The sequence below is a fragment of the Pseudomonas sp. L5B5 genome, assembly GCF_020520285.1.
Taxonomy (GTDB): domain Bacteria; phylum Pseudomonadota; class Gammaproteobacteria; order Pseudomonadales; family Pseudomonadaceae; genus Aquipseudomonas.
The window spans coordinates 2,813,512-2,832,310 of sequence record NZ_CP084742.1; the positions used below are offsets into that span (position 1 = coordinate 2,813,512).

25 protein-coding genes are annotated in these 18,799 nt (G+C 64.0%); all 25 read right to left on the bottom strand.

The window, feature by feature from the left end; translation table 11 throughout:
* Window positions 1-124 precede the first annotated feature (124 nt).
* A complete protein-coding gene (locus LGQ10_RS12935; RefSeq protein ID WP_226525775.1) occupies window positions 125-295 on the bottom strand; it encodes a hypothetical protein in 171 nt (56 codons plus the stop codon).
* The gene (locus LGQ10_RS12940) at window positions 261-647 is read right to left on the bottom strand and encodes a hypothetical protein (RefSeq protein ID WP_226525776.1); all 387 of its coding nucleotides are present in this window, start codon (window positions 645-647) and stop codon (window positions 261-263) included. Before LGQ10_RS12940 ends, LGQ10_RS12935 begins: the two co-directional genes overlap by 35 nt.
* Window positions 647-2,005 (bottom strand): pyocin knob domain-containing protein, encoded by a 1,359-nt coding sequence (locus LGQ10_RS12945; RefSeq protein WP_226525777.1) that lies wholly within the window; start codon window positions 2,003-2,005, stop codon window positions 647-649. Before LGQ10_RS12945 ends, LGQ10_RS12940 begins: the two co-directional genes overlap by 1 nt.
* A complete protein-coding gene (locus LGQ10_RS12950; protein WP_058436285.1) occupies window positions 2,002-2,340 on the bottom strand; it encodes a phage tail protein in 339 nt (112 codons plus the stop codon). The genes LGQ10_RS12945 and LGQ10_RS12950 overlap by 4 nt, the downstream gene beginning before the upstream one ends.
* A gap of 38 nt (window positions 2,341-2,378) precedes the next feature.
* Window positions 2,379-3,779, bottom strand: a complete 1,401-nt coding sequence (locus LGQ10_RS12955; protein WP_226525778.1) for a phage tail tape measure protein — start codon at window positions 3,777-3,779, stop codon at window positions 2,379-2,381.
* Between the two features lie 56 nt (window positions 3,780-3,835).
* Window positions 3,836-4,090: a hypothetical protein gene (locus LGQ10_RS12960; protein ID WP_058436284.1), complete on the bottom strand. Its 255-nt coding sequence runs from the start codon at window positions 4,088-4,090 to the stop codon at window positions 3,836-3,838.
* A gap of 29 nt (window positions 4,091-4,119) precedes the next feature.
* Window positions 4,120-4,467: a phage tail assembly chaperone family protein, TAC gene (locus LGQ10_RS12965; RefSeq protein ID WP_226525779.1), complete on the bottom strand. Its 348-nt coding sequence runs from the start codon at window positions 4,465-4,467 to the stop codon at window positions 4,120-4,122.
* Window positions 4,468-4,475: 8 nt separating this feature from the next.
* The gene (locus tag LGQ10_RS12970; protein ID WP_226525780.1) at window positions 4,476-4,967 is read right to left on the bottom strand and encodes a phage tail tube protein; all 492 of its coding nucleotides are present in this window, start codon (window positions 4,965-4,967) and stop codon (window positions 4,476-4,478) included.
* A 92-nt stretch (window positions 4,968-5,059) separates the two neighbouring features.
* Window positions 5,060-5,251 carry a hypothetical protein gene (locus tag LGQ10_RS12975; protein ID WP_058433276.1) on the bottom strand — a complete coding sequence of 64 codons (192 nt, stop codon included), beginning with the start codon at window positions 5,249-5,251 and terminating at the stop codon, window positions 5,060-5,062.
* A 56-nt stretch (window positions 5,252-5,307) separates the two neighbouring features.
* The gene (locus tag LGQ10_RS12980) at window positions 5,308-6,459 is read right to left on the bottom strand and encodes a glycosyl hydrolase family 18 protein (protein ID WP_226525781.1); all 1,152 of its coding nucleotides are present in this window, start codon (window positions 6,457-6,459) and stop codon (window positions 5,308-5,310) included.
* Between the two features lie 96 nt (window positions 6,460-6,555).
* Window positions 6,556-7,599, bottom strand: coding sequence for a phage late control D family protein (locus LGQ10_RS12985; protein WP_226525782.1), 1,044 nt, complete (start codon window positions 7,597-7,599; stop codon window positions 6,556-6,558).
* Window positions 7,600-7,750: 151 nt separating this feature from the next.
* A complete protein-coding gene (locus tag LGQ10_RS12990) occupies window positions 7,751-7,957 on the bottom strand; it encodes a tail protein X (RefSeq protein WP_058433330.1) in 207 nt (68 codons plus the stop codon).
* Window positions 7,932-8,777: a phage tail protein gene (locus tag LGQ10_RS12995; protein ID WP_226525783.1), complete on the bottom strand. Its 846-nt coding sequence runs from the start codon at window positions 8,775-8,777 to the stop codon at window positions 7,932-7,934. The genes LGQ10_RS12990 and LGQ10_RS12995 overlap by 26 nt, the downstream gene beginning before the upstream one ends.
* A gap of 9 nt (window positions 8,778-8,786) precedes the next feature.
* Complete coding sequence (locus LGQ10_RS13000; RefSeq protein ID WP_226525784.1) at window positions 8,787-11,366, bottom strand: phage tail tape measure protein; 2,580 nt, start codon at window positions 11,364-11,366, stop codon at window positions 8,787-8,789.
* 135 nt (window positions 11,367-11,501) lie between these two features.
* Window positions 11,502-11,807: a phage tail assembly protein gene (locus tag LGQ10_RS13005; RefSeq protein WP_058436791.1), complete on the bottom strand. Its 306-nt coding sequence runs from the start codon at window positions 11,805-11,807 to the stop codon at window positions 11,502-11,504.
* Window positions 11,808-11,819: 12 nt separating this feature from the next.
* Window positions 11,820-12,329, bottom strand: a complete 510-nt coding sequence (locus LGQ10_RS13010; RefSeq protein WP_058436790.1) for a phage major tail tube protein — start codon at window positions 12,327-12,329, stop codon at window positions 11,820-11,822.
* A gap of 12 nt (window positions 12,330-12,341) precedes the next feature.
* Window positions 12,342-13,508 carry a phage tail sheath family protein gene (locus tag LGQ10_RS13015; protein WP_226525785.1) on the bottom strand — a complete coding sequence of 389 codons (1,167 nt, stop codon included), beginning with the start codon at window positions 13,506-13,508 and terminating at the stop codon, window positions 12,342-12,344.
* Window positions 13,509-13,607: 99 nt separating this feature from the next.
* Window positions 13,608-14,033 carry a phage tail assembly chaperone gene (locus tag LGQ10_RS13020; protein WP_226525786.1) on the bottom strand — a complete coding sequence of 142 codons (426 nt, stop codon included), beginning with the start codon at window positions 14,031-14,033 and terminating at the stop codon, window positions 13,608-13,610.
* A 9-nt stretch (window positions 14,034-14,042) separates the two neighbouring features.
* A complete protein-coding gene (locus LGQ10_RS13025; RefSeq protein ID WP_226525787.1) occupies window positions 14,043-15,584 on the bottom strand; it encodes a phage tail protein in 1,542 nt (513 codons plus the stop codon).
* Window positions 15,581-16,186, bottom strand: a complete 606-nt coding sequence (locus LGQ10_RS13030) for a phage tail protein I (protein WP_226525788.1) — start codon at window positions 16,184-16,186, stop codon at window positions 15,581-15,583. The genes LGQ10_RS13025 and LGQ10_RS13030 overlap by 4 nt, the downstream gene beginning before the upstream one ends.
* A gap of 1 nt (window position 16,187) precedes the next feature.
* Window positions 16,188-17,069: a baseplate J/gp47 family protein gene (locus LGQ10_RS13035; protein WP_058438784.1), complete on the bottom strand. Its 882-nt coding sequence runs from the start codon at window positions 17,067-17,069 to the stop codon at window positions 16,188-16,190.
* Window positions 17,066-17,392, bottom strand: a complete 327-nt coding sequence (locus tag LGQ10_RS13040; protein WP_058438786.1) for a GPW/gp25 family protein — start codon at window positions 17,390-17,392, stop codon at window positions 17,066-17,068. Before LGQ10_RS13040 ends, LGQ10_RS13035 begins: the two co-directional genes overlap by 4 nt.
* Before the next feature lie 4 nt (window positions 17,393-17,396).
* Window positions 17,397-17,582: a hypothetical protein gene (locus LGQ10_RS13045; protein WP_226525789.1), complete on the bottom strand. Its 186-nt coding sequence runs from the start codon at window positions 17,580-17,582 to the stop codon at window positions 17,397-17,399.
* A 41-nt stretch (window positions 17,583-17,623) separates the two neighbouring features.
* The gene (locus tag LGQ10_RS13050; protein ID WP_226525790.1) at window positions 17,624-18,214 is read right to left on the bottom strand and encodes a phage baseplate assembly protein V; all 591 of its coding nucleotides are present in this window, start codon (window positions 18,212-18,214) and stop codon (window positions 17,624-17,626) included.
* The gene (locus tag LGQ10_RS13055; RefSeq protein ID WP_226525791.1) at window positions 18,211-18,732 is read right to left on the bottom strand and encodes a hypothetical protein; all 522 of its coding nucleotides are present in this window, start codon (window positions 18,730-18,732) and stop codon (window positions 18,211-18,213) included. Before LGQ10_RS13055 ends, LGQ10_RS13050 begins: the two co-directional genes overlap by 4 nt.
* Window positions 18,733-18,799: the final 67 nt, after the last annotated feature.

The following is an 18,799-nucleotide window of genomic DNA, read 5'->3' on the forward strand; positions in this document are numbered from 1 at the left end:
AGTACTGAGGAGCTCGCCGTCACGAGCAGCCGATCAGGAGGCCAGTCCGACGATGGTCACCAGGGCATTGCACAAGGCAAAAAGAAACCCGCTCGCTGGCGGGTGGGATGGACGGTGGCTACGCCTAGATCAGGCTACGCGCCTGGGCACGCTGCTCGGCGATGTCTGCCGGGACGTCCTTGCCGGTTTCCAGCTTGCGTACCACCAGCCAGTCGGTCTGGCGCAGGTACTCCCGGGCCTCGTTGGCTTTCCGATCCTGCTCAGTGAAGGTTTTCTTGCTCTGGGAGAAGTCCATGGTCGGCCTCGATGGTTGGGATCTCAGGAGGTGGCGCCGGGTGATCGGTGGGAATGTCCACCGGGCCGTTTGTGGTGACAGTGACGGGTGCCGGGAAGCGGATGGCGTCGGTGGCCGTGGCTTCGTCGTAGGGCATGAGCAATGTCACCGAGAGCGTTCCATCGATGGACATCACGGCCTTGTCGGCGAACAACTCGGAGCCGATGGCCTCAAGTGAGAGTTCGTAGCCCTTCTCAAGCGGTGAGAAGTCGAACGTCGAGCCGTTGATGGTGATGGCGTAACCCTCGACGGAGGCTGATTCGATAGGCGGAAACTTGCCCGTATACACGGGAGAAAACTTGATGATGACCATTATCGCCACCTCCCCACAGCTAGATATCTTGCTTGATACTGAGCGTTAGCCGCATGACTGAAGCCAGCTACTCGGCACTGGTTCGGGTTGTTCCCTTCTCCTACCGCCCCCCAGCAATAGGCATATGCAGAGTACGAGACAGAGGCAATGACAACCCCAATCGTCACGAACGGAACCGGAAAGGTAAATATTTCGGCGGCGCCGAGAAAGACGCCCGTTGATACTTGATTTGATGTTGTCTGGATGGTTGAGCTCTCTTTCCAACACATCATGGTCCCATCCGAGAACTTGACTGCAGTCCCGTTGCTGTTCGTTATCGACTCTTCATTGATCCGCATCCAGGGCTGGATGCCACCGTTAATACAGCCGCGACAGAACATCTTGTCGCCAGCTGTGGAAAGAATAAGTTGCGTCCAGTTGCCGGTGCTCTTGTCGTAGAACGACGTCCTGAGCGTTCCGTACACGCCAGGATTTGGGCCGTTTAGCGTCCCTGGGTACACCAGCAATTCGCCGTTTTCCGCCACGTTGTTTGCATCGATGCAGGTGAGCAGATTTTTTGCACCCACACCGAAGTCACCTTGCATCAGGAGCTTTTTCCAGGGCTGCCAACCACCAGTATCACGGCGGAACCACGCTTCGTCCGAATCGTGCGACAGGGCAAGTTGGGTAGCTCGCTGAGCAACTGCCGCCCCCTGAAGCATAAGGAATTCGCCGTTCACGTCCGCCCTCGGGGCACCAGCATAGCTACCAGCCCAGCCATAAAACCCGGAACCTATCCGGCCGTTGAAGTCGCTCGCGGGAGGGGCAGGAGCATCGCCGCCAAATCCAAAATCACCTTTCCACAGGCCGGATGTCCATGCTGACTGCCAGGTTCCGTTGTCCTTGATCCTGCTGTAGTACTTGCCGTTTAAGAAGTTGATGGCGAGCTGCGCAGCGAATCCAGCATCGTTGAGTTGCAGATGAATGACGTAATGGTTCACCTGCGAAGGGAGAACCCCTGCGCCAGCCGGCCTGCAAAAGGTGAATGTATTCACGGAAAGACCGTTTAATTGCCCCTCGGGGATATCCCGGATTTTTTCCGCGAGCCCGTATTGCTGGAGGATTGCCTTTACTGCCGGCGAAAAGTCACTGATCGTGCTGGCCAGTTGTGCGCCAGTATGGTTCGCGCGGGCCAGCAGCTCGGCATCCGGCCGGTTTTTGGTCGCCCCCGTTTCGATCGAGTTGAGCTGGGCACTGGCCCGCGCCGCTCGCTGATCCAGCTCGGCAAAGTTCTCATTGATGATCTGGGCACCGGCGCGCAGGTTGTCGCCACCGCCGTCGTTGGGCTGGGCGCCCGCCTTGATGGTTCTGAGAGTCATGGATGGAAGGCCTGTTCAAAGGTGGCGCTGAGGGTGTACATCCCTGCGCCCAACGGCGAGGGCTGGTAGGTCTTGCAGCGGTACAGTCCCTGTTCTCCCAGGGGTGGGGTCCAGTAGAACGGCGCCGCGCCGCGATGGGCGTCGATGAAGGCGATGATTGGCTTGATCCGGCTTTCGTCGCCGACGAAGGTCAGCGGCCAGGACTGGGTCTTGTTGTTGATCCCGTCCTGGACCACCTGCTGGTAGCCGTCGCCGAAGCGGGCCGACTTGAGGCGAAATTCAACGGTGCCCACGGGTTCCACCTTGGGCACCCAGGCGAAGGTTTCGATGGTCATGCTTTTCTCCGGGCGTGAGCCGTCTCGGCCGCTGGGTATCAGCGGCCGTTGATGACGGACCAGATCTGGCCGCCCGGCTTCAGGTCACGGGCGATCTGTTCGGCAGCGCCCTGTCGGGCGGCGCTGGCATAGGCGTTGGCGAGGTTCTGCGGATTGGCGCCGGCGCCCTGGCCGGCACCCTGGCCCTCGCCGACGTTGATGGTCTGCTGGATCACCACCTGCTGGTTGCTGGTGTTGCCGGCCGGAGCGCCACCCAGCGCCACCACGCCCAGGGAACCATCGGCGCCCCGGCTCAGGGGCATGATCGCCTCGGGCCCGGCTTCGCCGAACAAGGCCATGGGCGCCAGGGTCGGAGCGCTGGCCACGGTGTTGCTGAAGACCCCGCCCTTGGCAAAGCGCAAGCTGGATGCATCCAGCTGTGGTTTAAACACAGTGGTGGCGCCATCCACCGTGAACTGCTGGGCAGCAGGAGCCGCAGCAGCAGAGCCCGGCCATAGGCTCATCAGGGCCGAGCCGGCCATGCTGAACAGCGAACTCAACGCCCTCGACGCGGCGGTCTTGGCCGCCAGCATCGCCATGTCCTTGAGTACCGAACTGGCGAAGTCGGAAAAGGAAAACTTGCCGGTGGTGGCGAACTGCACGATACCCGCGCCCATCTTGTCGAAGGCGTTGGCGAACACTGCCTTCGACTGGGCTGCGGTGTTGTCGGAGGCGTTCATGTAGTCGTCGAAGGCCTCCGAGGCGCCGTTCTTCCAGTCCTGCATCGCGTCCGTCATCTGCTGGTAGTTGCTCTGGATCTGCAACGCGGTTTCGCTGTGCTTGGTCTTGAGCTCTTCGAGCCTGGTCGCGTACTCGTCGCCCTGCTCGCCGCCCTTGCCGTAGGCATCGCCGGTGGGGAACTTGATCCCGGCCTGGTCGGCATAGGTTGCCGGCGCCTGGGTCGCCCCTTGGGGAAACTGGGCGTCCAGGGCCTTGCGGGCCTGGGCGTACTTCAGGTCGTTGTCGCTCAGAAGCTTGGCCCGCTCCTTTTGCCGCGCGCCCATGCCCACCTGGGCTGCCGCCAGCGCGCCGTCGCTGCGCAACTTGTCGAATTCATCGGAATACGCCGCGAGTTTTTTCCCGGAGTTTTCCAGGGTCTGCGCGTAGTCGGTTTCAGCGCTTTTGTTCTGCTTGAGCAATGTCGCCAGGCGGCCCTGTTTCTTGATGTACTGGTCGACCGCTGCGGCGGCCGGGTCATAGGCCTTGCGCATGCCGTCAAAGGCACTGGAGCTGGCGTCCAGCGCCGAGGTGGACGCCAGGGTCATGGCCTCGGCGGCTTTCTTGCCGGCCTCTTCGATGCGCCGCTGCATGTTGCGCATGGCCTGGTCGGTGATGCGCTGGGCCTTGTCCAGGGCCCGTTCCAGGCCGCTCAGGTCCAGCCCTTGGGAAGCTGTTGCCATGGGGTTCTCCGGGTCATGAAAACCCGTCGAAACGGGTTCGGGAAAGTGGCCTGGGATCAGCGCCACTGGTTCATTGCGCGTTCGAGCGACAGGCCCAAACGTTGTTCATGGGGCATGAAGTCCAGCAACTCCGCCACGCCCCCGCCCAGCCGGTGGGTCTGCAGCGCCACCAGGGCGCTGCCCGCCTCCAGCCGCCTACCGGTATGCAAGGAGCCATATCGGTCGATATAGCGCCCCCATGCCAGGGCTTCCTGGTAGGTCATGCGTTCCTTGGCTTCGGCAATGGTCCGGCCGCCGACTCCGTTCAGCACCAGTTCGTGCCAGAACTCATCGGCGGCCGTCAGTTTTTTGCCGCACCGCCGGTGCCGTTGACCTCATTGACAGCGTTGAGGATCAGGAACCCCAGGGTCGGCTCCAGGCCGTAGGCATCCTCGTAGCTCAGGGCCTCGCCACCATCGGTGCCCAGCGCCACCGAAGCGGCGATGTAGCGGGCGTTGCGGCTCTGCTCGTTGTCGCTGTCGGCGAACAGCCGCTCGATGACCCCGAAGGACTGCCGGCGGATGTGCAGGGTGAAGGTGTCGGTCACCTCCTTGCCGCTCTTGCTGTCCTGGTGAGTCCAGCTCACCTGCTTCTTCACGGGCAGGGCATCGACGATGCCGCCCTTGGCTTTGAGTTGTTTGAGGTTCATGGCGATGCTCAGGCCTTCTTGATCCAGGTGGAGCCACCGGTGCGCTGGATGGTGACGGTGGTGGTGACCACGGCGTTGAGGGCGAAGTTGAACGGGAAGTCCGAAACGTAGCCGTCGAAGGCGAACCAGGTGCGGGTGGCCGGCAGCTCGAAGTTGTCGCCCTTGGCATTGACGGTCGGAGCCACATCCTTGCCGTCGGACCAGCCCACCACCCACTTGATGCTGGTGTCGCCGTTGGCTTCGGACAGCTGGTGCAGGCGCACATGGCTGGCATTGGACGGGTCGGCGTTCAGGCCCAGGCTGGCGGTGCCGGGGGTGCGCAGGCCTTTCTTGTAGCTGCGTTCCTGGGCGTTGAGGCTGGTGTCCTCGATCTGCTCGGCAGGCGCGCCGCCCGGCTCGAAGGAGGTGACGTGCTCGACTTCCAGCACGGTGTAGGGACCGCTGCCAGTCACGGATGGGACCAGGGCGAAAATTTGCGTACCTTGGGTAAGAATCGACATCGGGTGTTCTCCAGAAAACAATGAAAAACCCGCATCAGGCGGGTTGTGGGTGTGTTGCTCGGGGCAGGTGCCCAAGGCGCCAGGCCTTGTGCTCAGGGGGCGGGTGAGCCGTCCAGGTAAGGGGGCGCGTTGGGGTCCGGCTCACGACTCTTGATCAGATCCACCAGGGCCTGGTTGCTCTGCGCCAGCAGGCGGATCGCGCCATTCAAGGCGGACTGGCCATCGGCCTGGGCCTGGAGGGCGGCAATCAGGCGATTGATGGCCGCCAGTTCTTCGTCATTCATGGCTGGGTGCTCTGTGTCCATCGAAGGTTATTGGCCGGTCTCGGTGGCCGGGCGAATCATTGCCGTCCGGCCGGCAGCAGCGCTTGGCCACTGGCCAGGCCGGCCTGCAACGCCGTCCAGAAGTCGGCGTTTTCATAGCCCATGGCCCAGACGCTGGTCCCCCCCAGGCCCAGGCGCCCGACCAGTGCGGCCTTGGTGCGGATGCTCCGGGCATCGTCGTACCAGAGCACCGGCTGCGCCCGCTCCGGGGTCCATTGCACGCCATCGGCGAAATGCTTGACTGGGCCCCAGGTGGCGTAAGGCGTTGCCGAGGGGGCATCGAGGTGGGTCACGGCGCCATGCTCGGCGATGATTTCCGGGTAGGCCGACCAGTGCACCCGGTTGCCGATGCTGTAGTCCTGGCCGTAGGTCGCCAGCCCGGACAGCACCTTGGCGGCCGGGACGCGCGACACCGCATAGCCCAGCAGCGCTTGCTGCCAGTCCAGGCCGGTGCCCGGACCTGGCCAGACTTCGCCGTGGAAACCACCGCTGCTCCAGCCCGGGCCGACCTGGTCGTAGGTCATCAGTTGGAAGTAATCGACGGCTGCTCCCAAGGCCCGGTAGTCATAGCCTTGCAGGTATTCGGGCTGCTGGTCGTCGACCTTGGGCGGCACGCTGATGATCAGCTTGCGCCCCTCGGCATGCAGGGCCTGGCCGAGGGCTTTGACATAGGCGGAAAACGCCTTGGCGTTGCGCGGCTCCACCTGCTCGAAATCCAGGTTGATGCCGGCAAAGCCAGCATCCCGGGCCAGCTTCACCATCTGCCTGATGCTGCCGGCACTCAAGGCCTTGCTGTTGACGATGGAATGGGAAATGGCCGGGTCGAAGGCCCCGATACCCTCGTTGTAGTCCGAGACCGTCGGGTACAGCGGCAACGACCTGGACTTGGCGAACGCGATGATCTGCCGGGTGGTGTCGTTCATGCCCTCCTGGTGCAACTGGCCAGTGACGGTCAGGCCGTAGGTGCTGCCCAGGCCCACGGCGCTGAGGTTGCGGTGGAAGGCTTGCAGGTTGCCGTAGGACGCCTCGACCTGGCCATCGGTGTAGGCCAGGACAAAAGGCGTGGCCTGGCTGGCGCTCGCCAACACCAGGGCACAGCCACCAATCAAGCCACGGAAAAAACGCCGGATGCCTCGCGCCGAGGCCGGCTGGGTAATGCTCGAATTCATGAAGACTCCTGCGGAACAACCGCATCGTGAGGAATAAAGGTGTGCCGGAGCGAACCCCGGGAATGCCGATAAAACCTGGTAAGCCGTGCCGTCGGCCTAGAGCTGCAGCACTTTGAGCGGCTTGATCTTGGGCTTCTGCTTGCCCTTGGCCCGGGCCTTGCCGTGCTTGCCGCCATTGCACTGCACCGTGGTGCTCCAGCCGGACGGGCTGAAGACCTGCTCGACCGAATCCACCAGATAGTGGCCATCCAGCCCGGCCTTGAAGCCCTGGGCGTCGATCAGGCGTTCGGCAAACAGATCGATGCGCCCGGGCATGTCCAGGCGCAGGCTGGCGGTGCTGCGGTTGAACGCCGCCAGGCGTGCGCTGGCGGCCTGCTCGGCGGCCGCCTTGTTCGGATACAGGTGCCGGTCGGTGTGCACCGACGGCACGCCCGCCGGGGCATCGGCGTTGCCCAGTTCGATCACCTGCAACTTGCCGCTCTTCGGGTCCTGATGGCGGGTCTGCACGGCCTTGTGACTGCTGCCATCGCCCAGGCGAAACTGGTAGCGGCTGACTTCGCCGCGGGTGATGGTGACCCTTCCCAGGGCCTGGCCGCTGGCGCTCTGCCCGGCCTGGCGCGGCAGCACCAGCAGCTTGCCTTCGGCGACCTTGGCGGTGCAGTCGTATTGCCGGGCCAGGCGGGTGATGAAGTTGAAATCCGACTCGTTGAGCTGATCGACCCGTACCACCCTGGTCGCCACCGGACATACCGGAGTCCAGCCGTTACGGACCGCCAGGTCGCGGACCACCTGTTGCAGCGGCACGTCTTCCCAGCTGCCGCTGCGGGTGGTCTTGCCACTGCCGCGCATGTCGCTGGCCTTGCCGCGGATCTCCAGGGTGTCCGGTGGCCCGGAGACCACCACCTCATCCACGGTGTAGCGCCCGAGGCGGGTCAGCCCCTGGCCGGCATACCCCATGAACACCTCGATGATCGCGCCACGGCTGGGCAACACCACGGCGCGGTCGCGGTCGTCGATACGCAACTCGAATTCGTCCGACTCCATGCCGGGTTTGTCCGAAGTGCGCAGGGACAGCAGCCGGTCGTTGATCTGGCCGGTGATATCGCGACCATCGGCCACGATACGAAACTCTGGGGTCATAAAACGCCTCGCACTTGGTGCCGATCAATAAAGAATTTTGTAGGGGCGAGGCTTGCCCGCGATGGGCTTGAGAACGTTGCGTTTATCCAGTCGATACGCGCCACCGTCAGCGACCATCGCGAGCAAGCTTCGCTCCTACGAGACCTGGGGCTCAGTCCCATAGCTGGACCAGCGCCTGCTCCGGCGCCGGCAGGTCCGGCAGCAGGATCAGCACCCCGGCCCGCAATGGCTGGGGCTCGTCGGCCAGGCCCTGGTTGGCATCCAGTACCGCCTCGACAGTGCCGTTCAAGTGCCCGTAGTACTGCTGGCACAGGGTGTCGAGCACATCGCCGTCAGAGGTTCTGCAAGTCGTCGCCATAGCTTACGAACTCCAGTGAGAAGGCTTGTTTGCGGGGAATGCCGCCGGCCAGCAAGTGCCCCTGGTCTTCCTCGAGGCTGGTCAGGCACCAGGTGCCCAGGACTTCGCCGTAACCGGTGGTCAGGCTCAACGGACGCAATTGCCGGCCGATGCTGCGCAAGGCCTGCAACTGCCCCAGCCCGCCCTTGAACCCGGGGAACACCGCGCCCTTGAGGGTGATGCGTTCGTCGCCCAGGCCCATCGCCTGCTGGGCAGGGCTGCGACCCAGGCGCTCCTGGCCGGCCCAGCGAAAGCCGGTCTGGCGGCGCAGTTCGTCGAAGGCCGCAGTCTCCAGGTTGAAGTAGTACGGCTGGCTGGCAGCTCCCAGCGGCTGGAGAATCAGCAGATGGGGGAAGGGCTTGACCGCTTCGGGCGCGGGCGTCTGCCGGGCCGCGAATACGCTGCTGGGAAAGATCGTGCCCAGGGCGGGACTGATCTGCCCGCCAATGCGGTTGATCGCCGCCCCGACCTTGGCCGTCTGCTCCTGCAGGACGCCGAGGCGCTGTTGCACCTGCCCCGCCACCGTGACGGCCTGGCTGTACTTGGCCGCCACCTCGCCGACCCGGCTTTGCGCGGCATCGATGCCGCGCAGGATGCGCCGCAGCCGGGTGCCGACTTGCGGTCCCACTACAGGCAGGCTCTCCAGTTCCAGGGCGGCGCCGGTGATGTCGCCGATGGCCCCGTTCATGGGCCCCAGCATCTCGTCCGCGCTGCGGCGTCCCGCCTCCGCTGCCGCCACCAGGGATTGCAGCCCCGATTGCAACTGTTCCATGTAGGCCATGGCGTCTCCTTAAACGTGGGGTGCATCGGACAGCTGGCGAGCCGAGGCCTGGCGGCTGTACTCGTCGAACTGCCAACGCAGGTAGGGCTCCAGTTCCCGGGCCAGTTGCGCCGGGTCCTTGACATCGCCCTGGACCGTGACCGATATCGCCGGGGCGAAGCTGAACTGCTGCTCGATCGCCGGCGCCAAGGGTGCCTTGAAGGGTTCGGCCAGGGTGCTGGCCGTGCCGGACGCCGGAGGCATCGCACGCACCACCTGGCCCATCAGGGGCGGGGTTTGCCCGGTCTTGAAGGAGTTGGCGATATCGTCCATGACCGGCGGGAGGTTCTTGCCGGCGTCGCGCATCATCAACGGGCCGGCGGCAGGCATCGACTTGAGCGAGGCATCGCCGCCGAACAGTTTCTTGCCCAGAAAACCACCCGCTTCGGTTCCAGCCCAGGCCGCCAGGATTCCCACCCCAGCCCCAACGATGCCGCCGACGACCGTCCCGAGTACCGGTACCGCCGAGCCCATCATGGCACCGGTCATCGCCGTGGCGGCAACACCGGCTACTGCACCTGCCGCGGTCCCCAGAACGCCGCCGGCCAAGCCTCCGGCAGCCTTGCCATAACCTTCGGCCTTCTCGTCCCGGGTCTTGGCATTCTGGTGAGTGTCTGCAGCCTGAAAAACAGCCCCGGCCACGGACAGAACGCTGCCGCCCTTGATCAGCGGCTTGATCAGGTTGCCGCTATTTTTAACCGCCGAGATTCCTGCCTCCAGGACCCGGGCACCCTTGCCTGCCTTGCCCGCATTGCCTGAGCCGAAGAAATCCTTCAGCTTCTGGACGGTCTTGCCGACAGGGCCGCCCTTGGCTTTTCCACCTCGCCCCCCTCTGCGCCCCTTGCCGCCTTTCCTATCCCGGCTGATATCGCTGTCGTAATCACCGCCACCCAGGGCTCCCGGGTTGGTGACCAGCACCTTCTGGATGAAGTCCGGGTTGCCCATCATCGAGCCACGGGCCACGTTGAACAGGCCCTTGCCGAGGGTATAGGCCGCTTGCAACTTCTTCAGCGCCAGCAGGCTGCCGGCCAGGACCGTCACCCCCAATACCGCCGGAGCGGCCTGGTGGGTCAGGTCGGTCATGCCGTTCGCCAGCCAGGTGATGCTCTGGCCCAAGCGGTCCGTGGCCGGGATCAGGGCCTGTCCGAACGCCTGCTGCAGGTTGTCGACCGCGCCATCGGCTTCGTTCCAGATCTGCGCCGACGTCCCCCGGCGTTCGGCCTGGTTCTTGTCCAGCACACCGGAGGCCGTCGATGAATCCTGCTTGAGCTTCTGGTACCCATCCTGGCCCTGGGCGTAGGCCTGCAAAGCCGCGTTGACCTGCAGGTTGGTGAACAGGTCGCCACCGCGCAGCGACTGCGCCAGGTCGGCCAGCATCGCCTGGGCTTTCTGCGGATCGGTTTGCTGGCTGATCTGCGCCTGGGCCGCGGTCATCTTCGCGGCCTTGGCCGGGTCGGTGACCTGGATGTACTTCATGGCCAGGGCGAAACTCGCCTCCAGGGTCGACATGCTCTTGTTCAGGCCGGTCTGCAGCGACCCCTCATAGTCGATGCCGGCCTTGGCATAAGCCGCTGCGGTGGCCGGTGAGCGAATCTGGCCCATCCAGTTCTTCAGGTTGCCGGCCGCCTCATCGGCGCCGTTGGCCGTCGACATCTGCAATTGCAGCATCGACCCCACCTGGCTCACCGCATCCATGCCGGTGAGCTTCATGTCCTTGGCGCCTTTGAGCAGGTCGGGCAGCAAGCGAGCCATGTCGGCCGCCTCGAAGTTGCCCGCCTGGCCTTGCAGGGCCATCGCCTCCAGCGCCCGCTCCAGGGTCTTGGGATCGGTGATCCCGGCGTGCGTCTCCAGGGCCCGGATCAGGGTCGCGGTGTCGCCGACGCCGGCCCCCTGGCCAACCACGAACTTGGCCGCCAGCCCGGCATACTGCTGGGCCTTGTCCAACGACGTGCCATTGGCGGTCATCCCGGCGATGAGGCTGGTGACCTCGCCGCGACCCAGCCCGGAATCCCGGGAAACCTGGAGGACATTGCGGGCCAGCTGCGCCTCTTGCGGGGTATTGGCGATATTGGCCTTGATGGCAATGTCGCGGATCGTCGCCTGGTAGTCGGCGTTGATCTTGACCGGCACCGCCAACGCCCCCACGGCTTTCTTCGCCAGCTCGTAGCTGGACTTGAGGTCCGTCTTGCCCTGCTCGATCTGCTGCTGGCCCCTGGCCCTGAGCTCAAGGCCCCGGGCCGCGCGGCCCAGGGCCTGGTACTCCTGGCGCAGCTTGTGCACTTGGATGCCCTGTTTGCGCAGCCCGTCCAAGCTGGTGTCGAGCTCGGCCTGCAAGTCACTGGCCGAAGCCGCGCCCTGTTTGCGGGCCAGGTTCAGCTCCCGGCGCAGGCGCTGGGTTTCACCGATGGCCTTCTCCAGTACCCGGGCCTTGCCGGCCTGTGCTTCGAGCTCCTTGATCCGGCCCTCCACCGTCTTGACCGCGGCATCCCAGGTCGAGCCCAGGGCTCCGCCGATCGTTATCACTGTCGATACCCGCTCGTTATTCGCCATTTGACGTCCCCGTGGTGACAGGCTCAATCCGTGAGCCACCAGACCATGTCGCTAAAGCGCATGGTCATGATTTCCTCAGCGCAAAAATGCAGCTCGCTGGCGAGCCGCTTCGCCGCCACCTTCATCACCGCCGGGTCAAAGCTCGTCGTCTTGCACCAGGCGAAAATAACCGGCCTGCAGGCGCTGGTAGTCCTTGAGGGTCAGGCCCTCCAGGTCCTTGCTGCCGACCTCGGCCAGGCTGGCGAACAGCATCAGCTCACGCTGTTCGTCATCCCCGGCCGCCGCGCTGTTGGCGGCGCGGATATCACGCACGGTGGGGGCTCGCAGGGTGAGCTTGTCGCACTGCACGCCGTTCATCGACACCGCCTTGCTGAGGCTGATCACCACGTTCTCGGGGCTCAACACCATCCAGGACGGCGTGCCATTGATTGCTTGTGACATCGAGGGAGTTCCTTACAGGCCCAGGGCCGAACGTTGGGCGGCGAGCTGGTCGACACCGTTGATCACACGCTTCATGCCCAGGGCATCGATCTCGTAGATCAGGCGGCCGTCGACTTCCAGCTTGTAGTAGCTCAGGGCGACGTTGTGCTTGATCTCGGCCTTGTCGCCGGACTTCCAGTCGCCCATGTCGACTTCCTTGAGCAGGCCGCGCAGGGTCACGATCACCGACGTGGTCTTGCCCTTGAGGCCTTTGAAGGCGCCACGGAACACACCATTGAAGGCGCTGCTGTCGGTCAGTCCGAACAGCTTGAGGGATTCGCGGCGCACACCGGTGGTGGTGAAGCCGGCCTCTTGTTTTTCCATGCCCATGTCCAGTTCGATGGGCATGTCCATGCCACCGACTCGGTGTTCCTCGGTCTTGAGGGTGAGTTTGGGCAGGGTCAGGCTCGGCACGTCGCCTTGAAAGCTGATGCCATCGACGAACAGGTTCATGTTCGCCAGGGTTTCGGGAATCATTGCCATTGCTGAGGCTCCTTAAGCAGTTTTATCGAGGACTTCGGCCAGCCACTGGTTGGTGACCTCGACCCGGAAATTCGGGTTCTCGGCGGGGGGTACGTCGGTAAAGCGGATGTTCCAGTACACCTTGCCCTGCTCCAGCTGGCTGGCGGTGTTCAGCTCGGGGTCGGCATAGACCTCGAAATTGATGATCGCGCCCTGGTTCTTCAGGTCGCGCATGAAGGCTTGCAGGCCCTCGGTGACGTCCTTGACGTAAGTGGCGGTGATGGAGCGATCCACTGCCCATTTGTGGCCATAGAGGATCGCGTCCATGACGATGTCCATGGTTCGCACGCGGGTGACGAATGCCCATTTCGCATCACTGGACAGCGTGCGGTTGCCCCACAGGCGGAAGCCGGCGTCGCGGATCACGGTGGCGATGTTGGCGTTGTTCAGCAGGTTGGCGCGGCAGGTCTCGTCGCCATCCAGGAACTCGATGGCCCGGGTGGTGCCAGTGACGCCGACGAATTCCTTGTTCGAAGGCGAAGCCCAGAAGCCGTACTCGTTGTCGGTCCAGGCAAACAGGCCGGCAACCCAGGCCGAGGCCGGGGCATCGACGGTGGCGCTGGCGGCGGTGTCCCAGTGCTGGATGCCCGGGTCGACCATGAACGCACGCTTGGCGCCGAAGTTCTTGGCGTAGGCCATGGCCGCTTCATCGGTGGTGTTGGGGCCGTCGATGATGGCCAGGCCGCGCAGCTTGTCCGCCAGGGCCACCAGGGCGGTGCCGACCGCCTGGGTGGCACTGTGCTTGGGGGTTACCAGCAGGCGTGGCTGGGCGTTGAAACGGCTCTTGCCGTCCAGCAGCGCTTGCAGGCCGGTGCGCTTGCCGTTGGCCAGCACGCCGCCGATGATCGCCGAGGTCTGTTGTTCGGCATCGTCCACCTTGGCCACGCCACAGGCGACGATCACCGCCTTGGCCCGCTGGTAGATGGCCTGGCAGGCCTTGGTGATGGCCGCGTTCGGGCCCCAGGCGGCAATGGCTTCGCGCTCGCTGGTGATCAGCAGCAAGTCGTTGGCCTTGGCGCTGACGCCCGGGCCCTCGGTGAAGGTGTCCACCAGGCCGATGATCGAGGACGTGGGCAGCGCGATGGTGCGTGCGCCGGTGTCCACATTGGTGACGGTGACGCCGTGGAAAAAACCACTCATGGATAAACTCCAGACATGAAAAAGCCCCGGGTGGCGGGGCTGGAAGAGAAAACGGTGCGCCAAGGCGCGGATATGAAAATGCCCCGGATGGCGGGGCGTTTATGGGGTCAGGCTGGGTAGCCACTCTGGGGCTGATGGACGATGTTGGCTCAGCGGAAATTCGCCGGACTCGGGCCAGGCACGTAGAGCGCGGCGGTAGGCTTGGAGTTGGGTGTACTGCTCGGCCTCAAGGGTCGTGGCTGCAGCATCTTCCTGTTCGTCGCGGTGCCGAGTTACAACGCCATCCGTTTCAGTCAACTGCTGATCTCGCCATGCCCGTTCAACGGCGGCAAGGTCCTCAGCGCTCGGTGGCGGTGGCTCGGTAAGCACTGGGAAGCCGTCTTTGCCCCAATCAATGAGCAGGCCCGCTGCCTGACCTGCCATTAACTCGGCGTGCCTTTCAGCGGTTATTTCGACGACATCATTCGGCATAGACATGTGAATGGTTGGGACGTAGAAGCTGCGAGTGGATTTTGAACTGAACATAGACCCTCCTCAATTTCCTAGGGCGATGAAAAAACCGCCAAGTTCGGCAGTCGGCACGCCTGTTGTGCTCAACATTGCCGTGGCTTTGAGCCCGTTTGTGCCCTTGTTCACAAGAGAAAACACTGTCGCCCCTCCGTTGCCGAGTACTGCCGCGCTGAGGCACGCATTCGGGAACGCAATGTAAAAAACAGCATTCCAGTTACCCGTTGCACCTCCTGCCGATACAGCACTTCCCCATTGCAAGATTAGGCCTCCCGGCAACCTCTGATAACCCGCCGGTGCTAAGGCTCCGGCAAATGAAGCCGAGGAACCCAACTGGACTCCACCCCACCCATACCACTGGCCGCCCCCGACATAAGAGATTGTTACCGTATCGCCAGCCCCTAGTACAAATGTCCTTGGTATCGAGTTACCTACCCCATAAAGAGTCTGTCCCGATGATGCCTGCACAGTCACTACCCCGTTGCCGGCGTTGTTGATCTGATAGGTTGCGCCAGCGTTCTGAGCAGTGGCGGTTGGTAGCGTGAGCGTTATCGTGCCGCCTGCATTGATAATGAAGCCGGCAAGGGCAAGCGTCAGTGTCTGACTGGAAGCCACGCCGTATTGCCCTGCGAAATTTCCAAGCGCTCGCTGCACGAACTCCGTTGTAGCAAGGCCTTTACTTGTATCGAACTGCGCTGCAGTTGGGCCGGTCGGAGCTCCGGTAAACGCCGGCGAGTTGATCGGCGCCAGGCCCTGAGTCACGCACTTGAAGGTTAGCGGCGTGGTGCCCAGGACAATCGGCCCATCCGTGGCCAGCAGCCACAAGGTATCGGCACTGGCTGTGCCCTGTTCGACAGCGACCAGCAGGCCGGGGGTGGCCTTCGCGCTGCTGTCTGCATCGGTTGCCCGTTTCCAGATCTCGCCCGTGAGATAAATTCCGTTGTCTCGAGCCTGAGCCTGGTCCTTAACCAGTACCCGCGAGCCCAGCGGCACCGCCACCCCGTCAATCGTTTGGGCTCCGACCAGTTGGATCGGGCCCGAGGTGGCTACCAATACCGAAGCCTTGGCATCTTGCCGGTTGGCTGCATCGGCAATCGAATCATCGACATATTGCCGAGTCGCCAGCACCACGGCTGGATCGATCTTCAGCGTCACGTTGGCCGCGCTGGAGACGATGAAGTTCATGCGCACTACTTGTGTGCGGCCAGAGCCCTGGGACATCAATGGCTTGTAGCTAGGAGCGCAGTTGGCCACCGCAACCAGGGCGCCGTCGGCGTCATACAGACCGATTTCGCGAATCCACCAGCCGCCCTCATCGGCAGGGATGATCTGTTCGGCTACCAGAATATTGGAGTTGGCCGGGTCGACCGACAGCTTGTTCAGCGGTCGGCGCCGACGCTCGTTGAGCAGCCGGGTTTGCGCACGATCAGGGATAGGGTCGGTGCCGTTGGCATCGCCTACCCCCATTTCCGTGAGTTTCCAGGGGATACCCAACGCATCGGCATTGGCCTGCTTGGCCTCGCCAACGGCGGTAAGAATCGCAAAGAACTGAGTGTTTGGATCGATCATGGGTAGATGTCCAGTGTGTCGATGGAATGTTCTCGGCCAGAGTTGCCGATGACGCCGGTAGTGACGATGTCGTTCAACACAGGCGGGTAAACATCAATTTCATCGCCCTCATAAACACCGGCGCAGAGGTTCATCGCGCCGGTGCTTTCCAGGCTGATGGCCAGGCCTTTCAGGTGGCGGCTGGCTGGTTTGGCATCGTCGATCAGCCGCTCCAGCTCCGCATACATTTCTTCGGTGATACCGGTCTCCATCACACCGACTTTCAGGGCAAAGGTGCCCGGCTCGCCTTGGGGCATCATCTGCCACCACTCGAGCACTTCGATCAGGTAGCCCAGGGGCTCCACCACCCGGCGCAACGCACCAATGGTGCCCTTGCGTGCATGGATGAAGAACGAGGCCTTGATGGCGTTGCGCTTGACCGTCTCGGACCAGCTCGGGTCCCAGCGATCCACGGACCAGGCCCAGGCCAGTTGCGAAAGCAGGTGCGCCGGGCAGGTATCGGGGTTGTACAGGGTGCGCAGGACAATGGCTGTGTCGCCGGTGCTGACGGCCGCCAAGGCCCGTTCCAGCGGGGTCGCGTTGATCGGCAGCAGGCTGCTCATGTCAACCTCCCAGCGTGATGCTGTAGCCGGTGCAATACGCGGCCTGGGCCGGGGTCGGGGCGATGTCCTGCCAGTGAGCCAGGTCGACCCGGGATACGCCGGCGACGTGCAGCTGGGCATCGATGGCCGAACGTGGCACTTCCAGCCCGAGGCGCCGGCGCGGGTTGATCCAGGCCGCCAGTCTGCGTCGGGCCTCGGCCAGCGCGGCATCGCTTTCCGGCCCCGGGCCCTTCATGTGCAGCACCGCATCGATGCGGTAGGGCAGCACCTGGGCGCTCTGCACCGTGACCCGGTCGCCCAGGGGCCGCACGTCCTCGTCGTTGAGGGCGGCGGCGACTGTCGCCAGCAGATCCGGGGCAGCGCTGCCGTCCCCGTCCAGGCCCAGCACAGTGACGGTCACGCAAGCCGGGGATGGGCTCTGGGCCGCCGCATCAGCCACCAGGGCCGAGGCGTTGCGGGCGTGCAGGATGTAACTGTTGCGCGGCCCGGCGGTGGTCAGGCCTTCGTAAGCCAACTGGATGCGTTCACGCAGGGCATCGTCGGCCTCCTTGACCTCCAGTGTGGGCGGCAGCGCTTGCGGATCGGCCGGGTGGATGACCAGGCGCTTGAGCTTGACGTTGGCCGCCAGCTGGTCCAGGTCGCTGCCCTGGGCGTGGGCCAAGAGCAGGGCCTTGGCGGCATCATTGACCCGGGCCCGCAGTTGCAGGTCGCGGTAGGCCGCCAGCTCCAGGAGCTTGACCACCGGATCACTCTCCAGGCTGGCGCTCCAGTTGCCGCCCATGTGCTGGCGAAAGCTCGCCAGCTTGTCCTGGTACAGCGCTTCGAAATCCAGGGCTTCCAGCACCTGCGGCGCCGGCAGCGCCGATAAGTCCAGGGTGCTCATGCCGTTACCTCCAAAATTGCACTGTTGCCCAGGTATTGGCCCGTCAGTTGAAAGCTGATCTGACCCGCCACCACTGCCACCACCTGGACTTGTTGCAGCTTCAGCCGCGGTTCCCAGCGCAACAGCGCCCGGGCCACTTCGGCCTGGACGGCGCTCTTCCAACCACCAGTCACTGGCAGGTCGACAAAGCGCCGCAGGTTGCTGCCGTACTCCGGGCGCATGCGCCGGCTGCCCAGGGGCGTGCCCAGGATGTCCTCGATGGACTGGCGCACATGCGCGATACCCGACAACGGCTGGCCGGTGCGGCGATCCATTCCGATCATCGGGTCACTCCTGCGCTTGCAGATCCGGGTGCTGGCCAAGGTAGTCCCGGGCGGTGCTGTCGTTGGCCTCGACCGAAACCTGGCCGTTGGCGACGTTCAACATCCGGCCATCGGGCAGGACCAGGACGCGGGAGGTGTAGACCGTGTCGAGGAACACGACCGGGCCGGTGTTCTTTTTCTTGCTGCTCATGGTTGCTCCAGGCGAAAAAAAGCCCGCGGTGGCGGGCGGGGTCATTGCGGCGTCGCAGTTGAGCCGCCACCGGGCATCACGCCCGGATGGATGTGCGTCGAACCGACATTCACGCCGTTGTGCTTCAAGCTGGCGCCGTTGATCTGCACGTCACCGTTCAAGGTGATTTGCCCGGTCAGGTTGATGGTGTCGGCCTTGGCCGTTATCGCGCTATCGGTGATCACCGCCGAGCTGTCGCCGACCTCGATGGTCACGGTGCCGCTGGGCAGGTTGATGCTGTAGCTCCTGGCCTGCCAGTCGTAGATGAGCGAGCCGCCATCGTCGAAGCGCCAGACCTCGACGTGATCGCGGTTGTCTGGCGGGGCGCCGGCATTGCCATACAGGCCCGGGATAAAAGTGCCCTGGGCCGGCTCGCCGCTGGGGCTGATCAGAACGCCCTGCTCGCCCAGGCTCGGCGCCCGCCAGTGCCGGGCCTTGCCGGCGGCCTGGCCGTGCCAGCGCACCCAGGCGCTGGTCCAACCGGCACCGTCGGAAACCCGCACCTTGGCGGCGGCCAGGTCGACCCCAACCACACTGCAGGGGATGATCAGGCCAGCGAGCATGCGGTCGTGGGTCGCGGCAACAAAACTCATGCCTGCTGCCCCGGTGAGAAATAGTCGTCATTGTGGCCAGGGCCAGTATCAGGGCCGAAACCGAGCAACAGCGACTCTGGCCCCTGATTGGCCCAGGGCCACTGTTCCTGCCCGAGGAACACCTGCTGTTGCCACTGCACGGTCCAGGCCTTCTTGCGCCACGACTCGCTGGTGGCGTCGGCAGGCTTGGCCCGCACGCTGGTGGTGCCTTCGACGAAATCGAGGTTCCAGTGCTGGCAATGCAGCAAGTCCGCCATCTGCGCCGCCAGTTCGACGGCCTGCAAGGCCGCTCCTGGCAGACTGGCGTCCACCAACATGCTGGCCTCGAACGTCGCTTTCACGCAGCTGCGACCATCGCCCGGGTCGGTGGCCGGGTCCATGGCCGTGATGGCAAAGACAATCGCCGGCCGGGGCATGCCATCGGGTGCCTCGGGAAATGCCTCGACGGCCTGGACTGCGGGCATCGCCGCCTTGATCGTGGCGGCGATCGCGTCGTGCAATATCGTCAGTTCGCTCATTATCCAGTCCTGCAATAGGGTCGATGACGGCACCGATGACGAGCCGCCTCGCTGGCCTGCACGCTGG